General features: G+C 73.0%; 11 protein-coding genes. 1 reads left to right on the forward strand and 10 read right to left on the reverse strand.

The window, feature by feature from the left end; genetic code table 11:
* Positions 1-3 precede the first annotated feature (3 nt).
* The 3 genes from FLL47_RS42665 to FLL47_RS02865 are packed head-to-tail and all read right to left on the reverse strand — an operon-like array spanning position 4 to position 2,227.
* On the reverse strand, positions 4-393 hold the full coding sequence (locus tag FLL47_RS42665) for a VOC family protein (protein WP_186315533.1): 390 nt from the start codon (positions 391-393) through the stop codon (positions 4-6).
* On the reverse strand, positions 390-1,550 hold the full coding sequence (locus tag FLL47_RS02860; RefSeq protein WP_246157459.1) for a sensor histidine kinase: 1,161 nt from the start codon (positions 1,548-1,550) through the stop codon (positions 390-392). The genes FLL47_RS42665 and FLL47_RS02860 overlap by 4 nt, the downstream gene beginning before the upstream one ends.
* Positions 1,547-2,227 carry a response regulator transcription factor gene (locus FLL47_RS02865; protein ID WP_144118828.1) on the reverse strand — a complete coding sequence of 227 codons (681 nt, stop codon included), beginning with the start codon at positions 2,225-2,227 and terminating at the stop codon, positions 1,547-1,549. The genes FLL47_RS02860 and FLL47_RS02865 overlap by 4 nt, the downstream gene beginning before the upstream one ends.
* 129 nt (positions 2,228-2,356) lie before the next feature.
* Here FLL47_RS02865 and FLL47_RS02870 point away from each other — a divergent pair, with 129 nt between their 5' ends.
* Positions 2,357-3,643 (forward strand): C39 family peptidase, encoded by a 1,287-nt coding sequence (locus FLL47_RS02870; protein ID WP_144118829.1) that lies wholly within the window; start codon positions 2,357-2,359, stop codon positions 3,641-3,643.
* 64 nt (positions 3,644-3,707) lie between these two features.
* Here FLL47_RS02870 and FLL47_RS02875 read toward each other — a convergent pair whose 3' ends face one another.
* The 7 genes from FLL47_RS02875 to FLL47_RS02905 all read right to left on the reverse strand — a co-directional run bounded on the left by FLL47_RS02875 (position 3,708) and on the right by FLL47_RS02905 (position 14,418).
* Positions 3,708-4,982, reverse strand: coding sequence for an outer membrane protein assembly factor BamB family protein (locus FLL47_RS02875; protein ID WP_144118830.1), 1,275 nt, complete (start codon positions 4,980-4,982; stop codon positions 3,708-3,710).
* A 22-nt stretch (positions 4,983-5,004) separates the two neighbouring features.
* The gene (locus FLL47_RS02880) at positions 5,005-6,300 is read right to left on the reverse strand and encodes an outer membrane protein assembly factor BamB family protein (RefSeq protein ID WP_144118831.1); all 1,296 of its coding nucleotides are present in this window, start codon (positions 6,298-6,300) and stop codon (positions 5,005-5,007) included.
* Positions 6,297-7,598, reverse strand: a complete 1,302-nt coding sequence (locus tag FLL47_RS02885; protein WP_144118832.1) for a PQQ-binding-like beta-propeller repeat protein — start codon at positions 7,596-7,598, stop codon at positions 6,297-6,299. Before FLL47_RS02885 ends, FLL47_RS02880 begins: the two co-directional genes overlap by 4 nt.
* The gene (locus tag FLL47_RS02890) at positions 7,595-8,911 is read right to left on the reverse strand and encodes a PQQ-binding-like beta-propeller repeat protein (RefSeq protein ID WP_144118833.1); all 1,317 of its coding nucleotides are present in this window, start codon (positions 8,909-8,911) and stop codon (positions 7,595-7,597) included. The genes FLL47_RS02885 and FLL47_RS02890 overlap by 4 nt, the downstream gene beginning before the upstream one ends.
* A gap of 144 nt (positions 8,912-9,055) precedes the next feature.
* Positions 9,056-10,993: a 1-deoxy-D-xylulose-5-phosphate synthase gene (gene dxs / locus FLL47_RS02895; RefSeq protein ID WP_144118834.1), complete on the reverse strand. Its 1,938-nt coding sequence runs from the start codon at positions 10,991-10,993 to the stop codon at positions 9,056-9,058.
* Positions 10,994-11,203: 210 nt separating this feature from the next.
* On the reverse strand, positions 11,204-12,412 hold the full coding sequence (locus tag FLL47_RS02900; RefSeq protein ID WP_144118835.1) for a class I SAM-dependent RNA methyltransferase: 1,209 nt from the start codon (positions 12,410-12,412) through the stop codon (positions 11,204-11,206).
* Positions 12,412-14,418, reverse strand: a complete 2,007-nt coding sequence (locus tag FLL47_RS02905) for an APC family permease (protein ID WP_144118836.1) — start codon at positions 14,416-14,418, stop codon at positions 12,412-12,414. The genes FLL47_RS02900 and FLL47_RS02905 overlap by 1 nt, the downstream gene beginning before the upstream one ends.
* Positions 14,419-14,461: the final 43 nt, after the last annotated feature.

Here is a 14,461-nt window from a genome sequence, read left to right on the forward strand (position 1 = left end):
TGCTCATACGGCGGCGGTGGCCCGTTCGGCGGCGGAGCGTTCGACGCAGAACTCGTTGCCCTCCGGATCGGCCATGACCGCCCAGCCGGTGCCGTCCGGGTTGCGCAGGTCGTTGACCAGCGTCGCGCCGACGGCGAGCAGCCGCTCGATCTCCTCGTCGCGGCTGCGGTCTGTCGGTTGGAGATCGAAGTGCACCCGGTTCTTGACGGCCTTGCCCTCCGGCACGGCGATGAACAGCAGCCCGGGCCCGTCGTCGGGCGACATCAGCAGTGCGGCCGGGTCCTCGGGCTTGTCGTCGGGGTCGCGGGGGTAGCCGGTGACCTCGCTCCAGAAGCCCGCCAGCGCGTAGGGATCGGTGCAGTCCACGGTGAGGTGCCGGATCAGAGAGGTCATTTCTCCGATGCTAAAGGCAGGGCGATGGTGACCTCCATACCTCCACCGGGCAGCGCCACCGCGCCGACCGTACCGCCGTGGGCCACGCAGACCGCGCGCACGATGGACAGGCCCAGGCCGGAGCCCCGCGCGCCGGTGCGCTCGCGGCCGCCACGGCGGAACGGTTCGAACAGCCCTGGCACGTCGGCCTGCTCCACCCGGAACCCGGTGTTGCCGACCATCAGTCGGGCGTACTCGCCGTCGTGGCGGCTCTCCACCCAGATCTGCCCGCCCAGGTGGTTGTAGCGGACCGCGTTCTCGATGAGGTTGCCCGCCAGCCGGTCCAGCAGGCTCGGGTCGCCGATGACCGGGGCCGGGTGCAGCTGGGTGTCCACCGCGAGTTTGGTGCGGCGCACCTCGTGCTCCATCGCGGACAGCGCGCCCAGCACGCCCGCGCCGAGGTCTACCGGCTCGTTGCGCAGCCCCGTGCGGCCCTCGCTGCGGGCCAGCATCAGCAGCGCGTCGACCAGGGCGTTGGCCCGCTCCGACGCGTCGCGCACCACGGTCGCCATACGCCGCAACTCGGCGGTGTCGACCGCGGGATCGGACAGCGTCACGTCGATCTCGGTGCGCATCACCGCCAGCGGGGTACGCAGCTCGTGTGAGGCGTTGGCGACGAAACGCTGCTGCGCGGTGAAGGCCGCGCCGAGCCGGTCGAGCATCGCGTCGAAGGTGTCGGCCAGCTCGGCCACCTCGTCGTCCGCGCCGGTGTAGCGGATGCGCTGGTCCAGCGTCTCCCCGCCGAGCTTGCGGGCGGTCGCGGTGACGTGGTGCAGCGGGCGCAGGGCGCGGCCGACCACGGCGTACGCCCCGAGGATGCCGACCACGCTGATCGCCAGCACAGCGACGAGGCCCTTGACGGTCAGTTCGGTCTGCGCGGCGGACAGCACCGACTCCTGCCACTGGCGCGCGTCCAGCTCCTGGCCGTCGGCGAGGCGGACCATGGTGCCCGCGGCCAGTTCGTCAGCGGGGTGCAGCACCGCGTTGACCACCAGCCAGGCGACCAGCATGAGCAGGATTCCCGCGCCGACCAGCAGCACCCCGTTGAGCAGGGTGAGCCGCAGGCGCAGGGTAGGCCGCAGCCCGCGGCGCGGCACGCGCACCGGCCTGGCGATCACGCGGCGCCGTCCTGGGCCGCGGACGGGATGCGGTAGCCCGCGCCGACCAGCGTCTCGATGAGCGTGGGCTGCCCGATCTTCATGCGCAGCGTGCGCATGGTGACCCGCACTATGGTCGTGAACGGGTCGGTGTTGGCGTCCCAGACCCGGTCCAGCAGCTCCTCGGTGGAGACCACGCCGCCGCGGGCCCGCAGCAGCTCCTCCAGTACGCCGAACTCCTTGTTGGTCAGGTCGATCAGCACGCCGCCCCGGGTCACCGAGCGCTTGGCCGGATCCAGTTCGAGGTCACCGGCGCGCAGCACGGGCGGGGTGACCGGGGTGGCCCGCCGGCCCAGCGCCTGCACCCGCGCCACCAGCTCGTCGAAGGCGAACGGCTTGGGCAGGTAGTCGTCGGCGCCCAGCCGCAGGCCCTCGACCCGTTCGGCGACGCTGCCGCTGGCGGTCAGCATCAGCACCCGGGTCAGCGCGCCGGAGCCGACCAGCTCGGCACACAGCTGGTCGCCGTGCATGCCGGGCAGGTCCCGGTCCAGCACCACCACGTCGTACCGGGTGACGAAGGCCATCTCGTGGCCGGTGCTGCCGTCGTAGGCCACGTCGACGGCCAGCCCGTGCCGGCGCAGCCCCCGGGCGATCGCATCGGCCAAGTGCCGCTCATCCTCCACCACCAGCACCCGCACGTCTCCGCCTCTCCTGCCGCCGTATTACGTCCCCGAAGATAGAGCCCCCGGGCCATTGCAAAAAATCTTCGCCTATAGAACTCTCATCGCAGAGAATCGCCAGGGCTCGGCAACCCACGGGAGGCACCGATGAATCGACGCAACGTGCTGCGCACGGCCGCCGGGGCGGTCGTCGCGACCGCGGCCGCCGCGGTGCCGGCCCAGGCAGCCGCGGCCGCGGATGCCAAGAAGAAGCCGTCCGGCGGCCGCGACATCGCCTTCCGGCGGTGGGACTCCCCGCAACGCTGGGCCGAGGGTACGGGCAGCGGCGTCTTCGCCGGCACCGGAGGCCTCGCCTTCGCCGCCGCGACCGGGACGCTGTCCCACACCGACCCCGCCACCGGGCTGACCACCGACTACGAGACCGCCGCCTGGACCGGCCCGGAGACGGCCACCGGCTTCGCCGCCACCGAGGTGATCCCGTCCTGGACCGCCGACACCCCCGGCGGCAGCTTCGTCCGGATCGAGCTGAGCGGCACGACCGTGGCGGGCACCACGACGAAGTGGTTCAACCTCGGCAACTGGGCCGCCGACGACACGGCCTTCCGGCGCACCTCGGTAAGCGGCCAGGCCGACGCGGACGGCACCGTGTACGCCGACACCTACGCCGCCGCCGACGGGCGCGCCCTGGCCTCCTGGCGGCTGCGGGCCACGCTCGCCCGGCCGGTGGGCAGCACGGACGCGCCGGTGCTGCGTACCCTCGGCGCGGTCGCCTCGGCGCTGCCCGCGCCCGGCAAGCTCACCCCGAGCGTCCCGCTCGCGGCGCAGGGCGTGGTGCTCGACGTGCCGTCCTACTCCCAGCAGATCCACGTGGGTGAGTACCCGCAGTGGGACAACGGCGGCCAGGCCTGGTGCAGCCCGACCTCCACCTCGATGGTGCTGGCCTACTGGGGCACGGGCCCGACCCCGGCCGACTACGCCTGGGTCGATCCCGCCTACGCCGATCCCTGGGTCGACTTCGCCGCCCGGCACACCTTCGACCACGACTTCTCGGGCTGCGGCAACTGGCCCTTCAACACCGCCTACGCCGGCCGGTTCGGGATGCGCGGCTTCGTCACCCGGTTGCGCTCGCTCAACGAGGCCGAACGGTTCATCGCCGCCGGCATCCCGCTGATCGCGTCGGCCTCGTTCAAGAAGAGCGAGATCCCGGGGCTGTCGTACGGCACCAACGGCCACCTGATGGCGCTGGTCGGCTTCACCGCCGCCGGCGACCCGGTGCTCAACGACCCGAACTCGCCCACCAACGCGGAGGTGCGCAAGCCCGTCGGCCGGGCCGAGTGGGAGTCGGCCTGGCTCAACAGCAGCCGCGGCCTGGTCTACGTGATCCACCCCGCGTCGGTGCCGCTGCCGACGCCGCCGGGCCAGGCCAACTGGTGACGACCGGTCGGCCCGCGCCGCGGCGACCCCGGCCTGCCGTCGGCGGCGCGGGACCTCCGGCCGGTCAGCCCGCGAGGCGGTAGACGTCCAGGCCGACCAGTGACTGGCAGACCAGTGCCGCGCCGCCCAGCCAGCAGCGGTCCAGGGTGATCCCGCCGACGCCGACCAGCCGGACCCGGGCCGGGCGGGCCAGGTCCACCACACCGAACCAGGTCTGGTTCCCCTTCGTCCGGGTCAGCACCAGCCTGCGGCCGTCGGTCCCGGCCGACGTCCAGCCGTCCAGCCGCAGCAGCAGGTCGCCGGTCGTGGTGTCACGCAGCACGCCGGCCTGCGGGCGCTCGTCGGTGCCGGTCAGCACCCGGCCCGGCCCGAGTGGCGTGAACCCGCCGACCCGGCCTTGCCAGCGCACCGTGCCGTCGACGGGGTCGAGCAGCCAGACCTCGTCGGCCGCGCTGGCGCAGACCAGCGGCGCGCACTCGGTCAGGTAGACGTGTCGGCTGTCGAACGCGGGCGCGACGTCCCACGCGGTCTCCAGCGTGGGCAGCCGCAGCGCCGCGACCCGGCGCCGCCCGTCCCGCTCGTAGGCCCCCACCACCAGGCCGCCGACCACCTGCACGGCGGTCGTCTGCGCGGGCAGCTCGTGTACGGCACCCAGCGTGCCGTCGACGCCCACCAGCCGCACCCGGTCGCGTTCGCCGTCCTCGACCAGCACCATACCCGCGAGCAGTCCGTCCACCAGGTACGGCGCCAGCCGGTACGACCTGTCGAGAGTGTGCCGCCACAGCGGACGCCCGGTCTGCACGTCCCAGCCGCCGTACCAGTCGACCGGGGCGGACATGCCCGCCAGCACGGCGGTCCGGGCTGCGACGCCCACCAGGTAGGCGCGCTCCTGCCACAGTCGCCGGCCGGTCGCCGCGTCCAGTGCGTACGTGGTCCACGGCTCGTCCGCCGACGCGGTGTCGAGCACGGTCACCAGCAGCATCCCGTCGACCTGCCGGGCCTCGTGCACCTCGGTGGACCGGCCGTCGAGCGGTGCCCGCCAGCGCACCGCGCCGTCGGCGTCCCCGACGGCGACCAGGTGCCGTGCGACCTCGCCGCGGTGCACCGCCAGCACCAGGCCGCCCGCGAACACGACGGGCGCGGCGAGCGGCGGCGCGAGCTCGGTGATCCGGCGCAGCGGCGCGGCGGCGACGGGGGCCGATCCGGCGCAGGCCAGCAGCCCGGTGAGCGCGACGCTCAGCAGCGCGACGAACCGCCGCCCGGTCCGGGACAGCCGCGGCCCGTCGCCGGGCTCCTCGGCGTCCCCGCGCGGGTCGCCGAGGTCGATGAGCACGGTCACCCTGCCTCCCGCTTCACCGGATTCAGTCGAGGAGCCGCCAGAGGGTCGCCTGGTTCCCGTCGTGCGTGCAGAGCAGGGTCCGCTGCTCGAACGCACACCGTTGCACACGACCGGGCAGCTGCGCCAGGATCTCCGGACCGTCCGGGCCGAGCCGGGCGACCTGCAGCACCGCCCCGTCCTCGACCGGCCGCACCAGCACCGTGATCGGTGTCTGCTCCCACAGCACCGTCCAGCCCGCGACGTCGGTCTCCCGCCCGGAGCCGAGGTCGATCACCGTATGCGGGCGCGGGCCGAGCCCGCCGTCCAGGTCGCCGTCCCGGTCGCCGTCCCGGTCGAAGACGAGCAGGTGCGAGCCCCGGACCAGGAACGGCCCCCTGAGCAGCCGGCGCACCACCGCGCCGGTCGCTCGGTCGACCACCTCGAGTCCGCCCACCGGGTCGGACAGAAGTGCGCACCGGAACACCGGGCCGCATTCGGCGCCGCCCCAGCCGCCCGGCGCGGTGACCGGCAGCGCCGCCAGCGTCGTCCCGTCGAACCGGGCCAGTCGGGGGCCTGCCGCGGCGGAGTACCCGATGACGAGCTCTCCGCCCCCGGCGAACGCCGAGTCGACCGTGGCGGGCACCGACACGGTGCCGGTACGCAGCACCCGGCCGTCGTGCACGTCGTATGCCGTCACGAGACCGGTCGGGCTCACCGTCCAGGCCGTGTCGTCCTCGTCGTCGAACGCGACGTTCACCGCGTCCGGCATCGTCCACAGCCGCGCCCCGGTCCGCAGATCGGCGAAATGGACGGCGGGCGCCCCGTCCGCCACGTAGACCGAACCCATCGAGTGGACGACGTCACCGACCGGCACCATCAGTTCGCGGGTCCGCCACAGTTCGGCACCGGTCACGAGGTCGAGCGCGACGCTGAGTTCGCCGTCCCCGTCGGCCTGCGCGACCACGACGATCTCCGGCACCGCCGGCGCGACCACGATGTTGCTCAGCTGCGGTTTCTCGGGCAGCTCCACGCTCCAGCGCGGCGAGCCGTCGCTCAGCTCGTACGCGGTGAGCCGGCCCTGTCCCCGCAGCAGCACCACGTCCCGGGCGAACACCGGGTCGGTGGCGCGCGCGTCGGCCACCGGGATCCGGGCGAGCTCGACCAGGTTCACCGGCAGCGGTGCCGCGCCGCCGAAGGACAGCAGCAGCGCCACCCCGAGCGCCGTCGCGGCGGCGCGCAGGCCGCGGCGCGGCTCACCGGGCTCGGGCAGCGCGTCACGCCAGCCGCCGCCCAGTTCGATCACTTCCGCGCCGTCCGGCCGCCCCACGGCGATGTTCATGGCTGCTCCTCCCCGATACGCCAGATGACGACCTCGCCGGCCTGGGTCGTGCAGGCCACCGCCCGCGGCACGGACACGCACTGCACCAGCCCGTGCGGCTCCCTGCCGAGCAGGCGCAGCCCGTCGGTGGTCAGTTCGGCGAGATGGGTGGCGAACGTTTCTCCGTCGTCATGCCCGAGGACCCGAGCCACCTGTCCCGTCGTGGACAGGACGCGCCAGCCGGCCACGTCCGTGCGCAACCGGCCACCGGCCGGCTCCAGCCGGGCGCTGATCCTGCTCCCGGGCTCGCCGTCGTTGTCGAACAGCAGCATTCCGGCCGGGCTGCCGACGTGCATCGTGCCCTCCAGGGGCCGGATCGGGGCACCGGTGGCACTGTCGATCAGGTAGGGCGGTCCTTCGTCGTACGGGTAGGCGCAGCTCGTCCCCGCACCGCAGTCGGTCTCCCAGGACCACCGGTTCGCCGCGGCCACGGCGGCCAGGTCGGCCCGTCCGTACCACAATGCGCTGGAGCGCTCCTCCAAGCCGTTCGCGTCGAACCGGTGGCCGACGATCCCGACCGCGTCGCGGCTGGCCAGGACGGCCACCCGCGTCCCGGCCGGCAGCCGCACCCGCGCGCTGCGCCGCACCGTGCCCGTGGCCAGGTCGTGTTCGACCAGCACACCGTCGGCGGCCAGCTCCCACAGCGCCGACCCCCAGCGGTCCACGGCGAACGATCGCTCCGGCACCACGCGCCAGCGCAGCGCGAAGGTCGCCGCGTCGTGCACCTCGACCACCGGCCGCTCCGGATGCCCGGAAAAGCTGACCAGCAGGCCGGCGACCTGCTCCAGATACGTCACCGCACGCCAGCGCACCTGCCCGGTCACCCGGTCGACGGCCACCGCGTCGGCGAGCGCGAACTGCGGCTCCGACGACGTACTCCCCGGCCGGGAGAAGCCCAGCACCACCAGGTCGCCGACGTCGTGGATCCAGTCGATCGCGCCCGGCATCCGCCAGCGCCGACGTCCGTCGGCCGCGTCGTATGCCGTGACCTCGCTCGGGGCGTGGAGCAGGACCGTGTCGCCGCCCGCCGTGGAGAGGATGAGCGCCTGCGGCGCGGACCAGCGGGCCAGCTCGGTCAGCCGGGGCTCCGGCGAGGGCGCGGCGGAGGTCATGGTGAACGCGAGCAGTGCACCGCACGCCGCGGTGGCGAGCACGGTCGGTCCGCGGCGCCCGGCCGGTCGTGTCGGCTGCGGAGTATCGGCGGAGGCCCAGTCGTCACCGAGGTCGATCACGGCGGCCGGACCCGCCCCGGTCGTCACCGGCGCTCCTGTTCGATCCGCAGCACGACGATGTCGCCGGCCATGGTGGCGCAGACCAGGGTCCGCCCGGCCTGCGTGCACTCCCTCAGCAGGTGCGGCACCGGACCCAGCCGCACCGCCTCCTGTTCGGTCAGTTCGGCCAGGTAGGTGAGCCTGTGCGGCAGGTCGTAGTGGGCGAGCACCCGCACGAGGCTGTCGTCCATGCCGAGCATCCGCCCCATGCCGAGCACCCGCCATCCCTTGAGGTCCGTCCGCGTGTCGCCCGTCCGCGGGTCCTGCACGGCGCGCACCGTCGGCAGGCTGAAGTCGGCGTCGCCGTCCTGACCGAGCATCAGCAGCCCCAGGGGACTGCCGATCGCCCGGCCGCCCGGCACGGAACGCAGGGCGACGCCGGTGGCCGGGTCGATCAGGTACACCTGGTCGCCGTCGAACGTGTAGGCGCACGACAGCCCGCGGCCGCAGTCGTGCTCCCAGGACCACCGGCCGGCCCCGTCGATCCCGGTGAGGTCGGCGGCGTCGTACCAGAGCGTCGCGCTGTCCTGTGGGCCGTTGTCGCCGAATCCGACGATGCCCACCGCGCCGCGGCTGATCGTCAGGTTCAGACTCCGGCTCGACTCGGGAAGCCGGACGCGCGCGGCACGGCGCACAACCCCGGTATGCAGATCGTGCTCGACCAGCGCACCGTCCGGGGCGATGCGCCACAGCGCCGACCGCTGCTCGTCGCGTGCCCAGCTCTGCGCGTCCGGCAGCCGCCAGAGCAGCCCGTTGGTGCGGGTGTCACGGAACTCCACCTCCTGCCCCACACCGTTGGGCAGATAAGTGTTCATGACGTCGTCCCACAGTTCGACCCGCCGTTCGCTGCTCCAGCGCCGCTGCCCGGTCGCCCGGTCCACGGCGAGAGCCCACTCGGGCTTCTCCCCGGCTGGCTCGTTCATCGCGTCGCCGCGGAACAGCACCACCAGGTCCTCGTACGCGACCGCGTGGGAGATCGCGGAGCCTGGCACGGACCACAGCTCCCGCCAGCCGTCCGGGTCGTAGGCGACCGCGCGCCGGTTCTCGAACACCACCACCAGCCCCGCGTCGACCACCTGCGCGACGCCGGTCGACGACGGGAGGAAGGCCAGCGTGGACACCCGTTGCCGCGGCAGCGGATCAGCCGCGGCCAGTCCGGTCAGCACAGCCAGACCTGCCAGCACCGCCGCCAGTCGGCGTCCCCAGCGCAACGTGCCCACCGCCACCGCGGGCTCGTCGGATTCGCCGGTCGGCAGCACCCCGAGGTCGATGACCGTGACCCCGTCCGGCTCACGCACCACGCCCGCACCACCTCACGCGTCCGTCCACGGGTCTGCGCACCGCCGGCGGCGGCCGCCTGGCGCGACCCGCGGGGCTTCGCGTGCTCAGACGCGCCGAAGCCGCCGACGGGTTGTCGTCGGCGGCTTCGGTCGTGTGCTGTCGTACTAGCCGCGCACCGAGGTCGCCAGCGGCGACGGAGCGGCGGGAGTGACCGCGGCGGCCCACTTGGTGACCCGCTCGGTGATCTCCGGGACGGTGAGCCCGATCTCGGCGAGGATCTCGGCGCGGGTGCCGTGCTCGATCCACGTCGACGGCACGCCGAGGTCGCGCAGCGGCACGTCCACCTCGTTGTCCCGCAGCAGCTTGGAGACCGCGTCGCCGACGCCGCCGGCCCGCACGCCGTCCTCCAGCGTCACCACCAGCTTGTGCTCGCGGGCCAGGGCCACCAGGTCCACCGGTGCCGGGCGCACCCAGCGCGGGTCGACCACGGTCACCCCGTAGCCGCGCTCGGCCAGCTTCGCGGCGACCTGCACCGACAGGTGCGCGAACGCGCCGATCGACACCAGCAGCACGTCCTTGCGCTCGGCCTCGGCGAGCACGTCCATGCCGCCCAGGCCGTCCGAGCCGCCGACGCGGCGCAGCGCGGGCAGCGCCGCGGGCACCGAACCGGTCGGGAAGCGCACGATGGTCGGCCCGTCGGCGATGCCGATCGCCTCGCGCAGCTCCTCGCGCAGCGTCTCGGCGTCGCGCGGGGCGGCCACCCGAAGGCCGGGGACCACGCCGAACACCGACATGTCCCAGATGCCGTAGTGGCTCGGGCCGTCGGGGCCGGTGATGCCGGCCCGGTCCAGCACGAACGTCACCGGCAGGTTGTGCAGCGCCACGTCCAGCAGGACCTGGTCGAAGGCGCGGTTGAGGAAGGTGGCGTACACGGCGACCACGGGGTGCAGGCCGGCCAGCGCCAGGCCCGCCGCCGAGGTGGTCGCGTGCTGCTCGGCGATGCCCACGTCGTACGCCCGGTCCGGGTACGCCGCGGCGAGCTTGTCGATGCCGGTGGACTCGGGCATCGCCGCGGTGATGCCGACGACGTCGGGCCGCTCGCCGGCGATCTCCACCAGCTCCTCGGCGAACACGTTGGTCCACTTCAGGCTGGGTGCCGCCAGCAGCCGGCCGGTCTCCGGGTCGAACGCGCTGGGCGCGTGGAACCGGTCGGCCTCGTCGTTGAGCGCCGGCTGGTAGCCGTAGCCCTTGGCGGTGACCGCGTGCACGATCACCGGGCCGCCGAAGCGGCGGGCGCGGCCCAGCGCGGACTCCAGGGCGGCCTGGTCGTGCCCGTCGACCGGCCCGATGTACTTCAGGCCCAGGTCCTCGAACATCGCCTGCGGGGCGACCGCGTCCTTGATGCCCTTCTTGACCGCGTGCAGCGCGTCGAACAGCGGCTTGCCGACCAGCGGGGTCTTCTCCAGCGCGTCCTTGACCAGGTCCAGGACCTTCTCGTAGCCGGGGTTCAGGCGCAGCGTGGCGAGGTGGTCGGCGAGCCCGCCGATGGTCGGGGCGTACGAGCGCCCGTTGTCGTTGACGATGATCACCAGCGGGTTGTCCGTGGCGGCGATGTTGTTCAGCGCCTCCCAGCACATGCCGCCGGTCAGCGCGCCGTCGCCGACGACCGCGACCACGTGGCGCTTCTCGCCGCGCAGCGCGTAGCCCTTGGCCATGCCGTCGGCGTAGGACAGCGCGGTCGAGGCGTGGCAGTTCTCGACCAGGTCGTGCTCGCTCTCCGCCTGGTTCGGGTAGCCGGTGAGGCCGCCGCGCTGGCGCAGCTGGTCGAAGCCGTCCATCCGGCCGGTGACCATCTTGTGCACGTATGCCTGGTGGCCCGTGTCGAAGATGAAGCGGTCGGCCGGCGAGTCGAAGACCCGGTGCATCGCCAGGGTGAGCTCCACCACACCGAGGTTCGGGCCGATGTGCCCGCCGGTGCGCGCGACCTTGGCGATCAGGAAGTCGCGGATCTCGGCCGCCAGGCCGGTCAGCTGCTCCGGGGACAGGGTCTTGAGGTCCTGCGGCCCCTTCACGGAACCCAGCAGGGTCGCACCCTCGTTCATACCTTCTCCTCGCTGCGCTGGTCGGCGACATGAACCACACACAGCGTCACGACTCGTTCGCTCCGCCTGCTCATGCCCTCGCCTCGCTCTCGCCGCCGTCGCGTACGGCACTCCGGTGGGGGTGCCCTACGTTCCGCTTACCCATGCCGGGGAAGTCTATCGGCAGCACGCACGGCCGTTAACCGCCTCGCCCACCCCTTCACGGGACCTTCACCCGGCCGCCGGTGTCAGCAGCGCGACGCACTCCACATGATGGGTCTGCGGGAAGCAGTCGAAGGCCTGCAGCGCCGCCAGCTTCCAGCCTTGCTCGCGGAAGGTGCGCACGTCCCGGCCGAGCGCCGCCGGGTCGCAGGCCACGTATGCCACGGCGCGCGGGCGGGCCGCCGTGATCGCCTTGACCACCGCGGCGCCGGCCCCGGTGCGCGGCGGGTCCAGTACCACCACGTCGGGCCGCGGCAGCCGCTCCTTGGGCCGCCGGTCCCGGTGCAGCGCCCGCTCCACGGTCGCGTCGACGACGCGCACGGGCAGCGCGGCCAGGTTGCCCCGGGCCGCCGCGACGCCGTCGCGCGCCGACTCGACCATGGTCACCGCGCCGGTCACCCCCACCCGGTCGGCCAGCGCCGCGGCGAACAGCCCGGCGCCGCCGTACAGGTCCCAGGCGTGCTCGCCCGGCCGCGGGTCCAGCAACTCCAGCACCGCCTGCACCAGGGTGTCCGCCGAGGCGGGGTGGACCTGCCAGAAGCCGCCCGCGGAGATCGTGAAGTCGTGCCCGGCGGCCCGCTCGACGAGCTGCTGCGGCGGGTCCTGGACCAGCTGCGCCGGGCCGGTGGACGGCTTGACCACGTCGATCAGGTCGGTGTCCGGCCAGCGCCGGTCCAGCACGTCGAGCTGCTGGATCTCCGGGTGCGCGATGGCGCAGCGCCCGATCGCCACCACCTCGTTCGAGCGGTGCTTGAGCAGCCCCGGCCGGCCCAGCGCGTCCGCGCGGTAACGGACCCGGGTGCGCCAGCCCTCGTCGCCGCCGGGCAGCGCCGCGACCGTCACGCCCAGCGCCTCGACCTCGGCCGCGTCCAGTTTGCCCAGCCGGGCCAGCTGCTCGCGCACCACGGCGGCCTTCCACTCCCGCTGCGCCGGCGGCGCGACATGCTGCAGGTCGCAGCCGCCGCAACCATTGGCATGGGCGTACGGGCAGCGCGGCGTGATCCGGTCGGCGGCCGCCTCGAGCACCTCGACGCAGTCCCCGCGCAGGTACGCCTTGTGCAGCTCGGTGATCTCCACGATCACCCGCTCCCCGGGCAGCGCGTGCCGCACGAAGATCACCTGACCCTCGTGCCGGGCCACGCAGTGCCCGCCGTGCGCGATCGGCCCGACGGTCACCTCGACCTTGTCGCCCTCGTAGAGCTCCGTCACGGTGGTCATCAGGAGTCCTCCCCCGCACGCGGGCCTCGGGCCGGGCTGCGCACCAGGTCCCGGTCCAGCCGATCCAGGTCGGTGCTGTTGGTCGAGGCCAGCTGCCAGGGCACGCTGGTGACCATGACGCCCGGCTCGTACAGCAGCCGGCCCTTGATCCGCAGTGCGGACTGGTTGTGCAGGATGTGCTCCCACCACCGGCCCACCACGTACTCGGGGATGTAGACCGTCACCACGTCGCGCGGCGAGGCCCGGCGCAGCGACTTCACGTATTCGATGATGGGCCGGCTGATCTCCCGGTAGGGCGAGTCGACCACGGTCAGCGGGGTGTTGATGCCGCGGCGCTCCCACTCGGCCTGGATGGCCCGGGTGTCCGCGACGTCCACGTTCACGGTGAGCGCGGTCAGCGTGTCCGGCCGGGTGGCCTTCGCGTACGCCAGCGCCCGCATGGTCGGCAGGTGCAGCTTGCTGACCAGCACGATGGCGTGGTTGCGGGCCGGCAGCACCGGCCGCTCCTCCGACGGCACCAGCTCGCGGGCGACCGTGTCGTAGTGCTTGCGGATGGCCACCATGATCGCGTAGATCACCGCCATCGCCGCGATCGAGATCCAGGCGCCGTGGGTGAATTTCGTCGCCAGCACCAGGATCAGCACGAAACCGGTCAGCACCGCGCCGAATCCGTTGATCGCCCGGGCCCGTTTCATCCGGCGGCGGGCCGCCTGGTCGCGCTCGGTGCGCAGCAGCCGGTTCCAGTGCCGCAGCATGCCGATCTGCGACAGCGTGAACGACACGAACACGCCGACGATGTAGAGCTGGATCAGTCGCGTGGTCTCCGCCTGGAACGCGATGACCAGGACCGCGGCGAAGAAGGCCAGCAGGAGGATGCCGTTGGAGAAGGCCAGCCGGTCACCGCGGGTGTGCAGCTGGCGCGGCAGGTAGCGGTCCTGCGCCAGGATCGAGCCCAGCACCGGGAAGCCGTTGAACGCGGTGTTGGCGGCCAGCACCAGGATCAGCGCGGTCACCGCGATCACCAGGTAGAAGCCCAGCGTGAAGTGGTCGAAGATGGTCGACGCGAGCTGCGCGATGACGGTCGGCTGCACGTAGCCCGGGGCGACGCCCACGATCTGCTCGGCCGGGTTCTCCACGTACTGCAGGCCGGTCTTGAGGCTCAGCGCAATGATCGAGACCAGCATGATGATCGACAACAGGCCCAGCATCAGCAGCGTGGTGGCGGCGTTCTTGCTCTTGGGCGGCTTGAACGCGGGCACGCCGTTGGAGATGGCCTCCACACCGGTCAGCGCCGCGCAACCCGAGGAGAACGCGCGCACCAGCAGGAAGGCGAAGGCGAAGCTCGCACCGACCTGGAGACCGTGTTCCGGCAGGATGGTCAGGTCCGCGCTCGGGGCCTTCAGGTCCTCGCCCAGCACGAAGATCCGGACCACACCCCAGCCGATCAGGCCGAGCATGGACAGCATGAACAGGTACGTCGGGATGGCGAACATGAAGCCCGACTCGCGCAGGCCGCGCAGGTTCACGGCAGCCAGCAGCGCGATCAGCAGCACCGCGGTGATCACCTCGTGCCGGCCGATCAGCGGGATCGCCGCCCCCAGGTTCTCCACGCCCGACGAGATCGACACCGCCACCGTCAGCACGTAGTCCACCAGCAGTGCGCTGCCCACGGCGAGACCGGACTTGGAACCCAGGTTGACCGTGGCGACCTCGTAGTCGCCGCCGCCGGACGGGTAGGCGTGCACGTTCTGCCGGTAGCTCGCGACGACGGTCAGCATGACCACCACGACCGCCAGGGCCACCCACGGGGAGTACGCGTAGGCGGCGGCGCCCGCGATCGACAGGGTCAGCAGGATCTCGTTCGGCGCGTAGGCGACGCTGGACAGCGCGTCGGAGGCGAAGATCGGTAGTGCGATGCGCTTGGGCAGCAGGGTGTGCTGCAGTCGGTCGGAACGGAACGGCCTGCCGAGCAGGAGACGCTTCAGCAGGGAGGTAGGGCTCGCCACATGACGGAGCCTACGACGCCCGGGCGCGAAGGCACGTGGCACT

The organism is Catellatospora sichuanensis (assembly GCF_007483665.1).
Taxonomy (GTDB): Bacteria; Actinomycetota; Actinomycetes; order Mycobacteriales; family Micromonosporaceae; genus Catellatospora; species Catellatospora sichuanensis.

Excerpts from the sequence above, each read along its gene's own strand:
- FLL47_RS42665 (WP_186315533.1), bottom strand. The coding sequence starts at position 393 with ATGACCTCTCTGATCCGGCACCTCACCGTGGACTGCACCGATCCCTAC.
- FLL47_RS02870 (WP_144118829.1), top strand. The coding sequence starts at position 2,357 with ATGAATCGACGCAACGTGCTGCGCACGGCCGCCGGGGCGGTCGTCGCG.
- FLL47_RS02880 (WP_144118831.1), bottom strand. The coding sequence starts at position 6,300 with ATGAACATCGCCGTGGGGCGGCCGGACGGCGCGGAAGTGATCGAACTG.
- dxs (WP_144118834.1), bottom strand. The coding sequence starts at position 10,993 with ATGAACGAGGGTGCGACCCTGCTGGGTTCCGTGAAGGGGCCGCAGGAC.
- FLL47_RS02900 (WP_144118835.1), bottom strand. The coding sequence starts at position 12,412 with ATGACCACCGTGACGGAGCTCTACGAGGGCGACAAGGTCGAGGTGACC.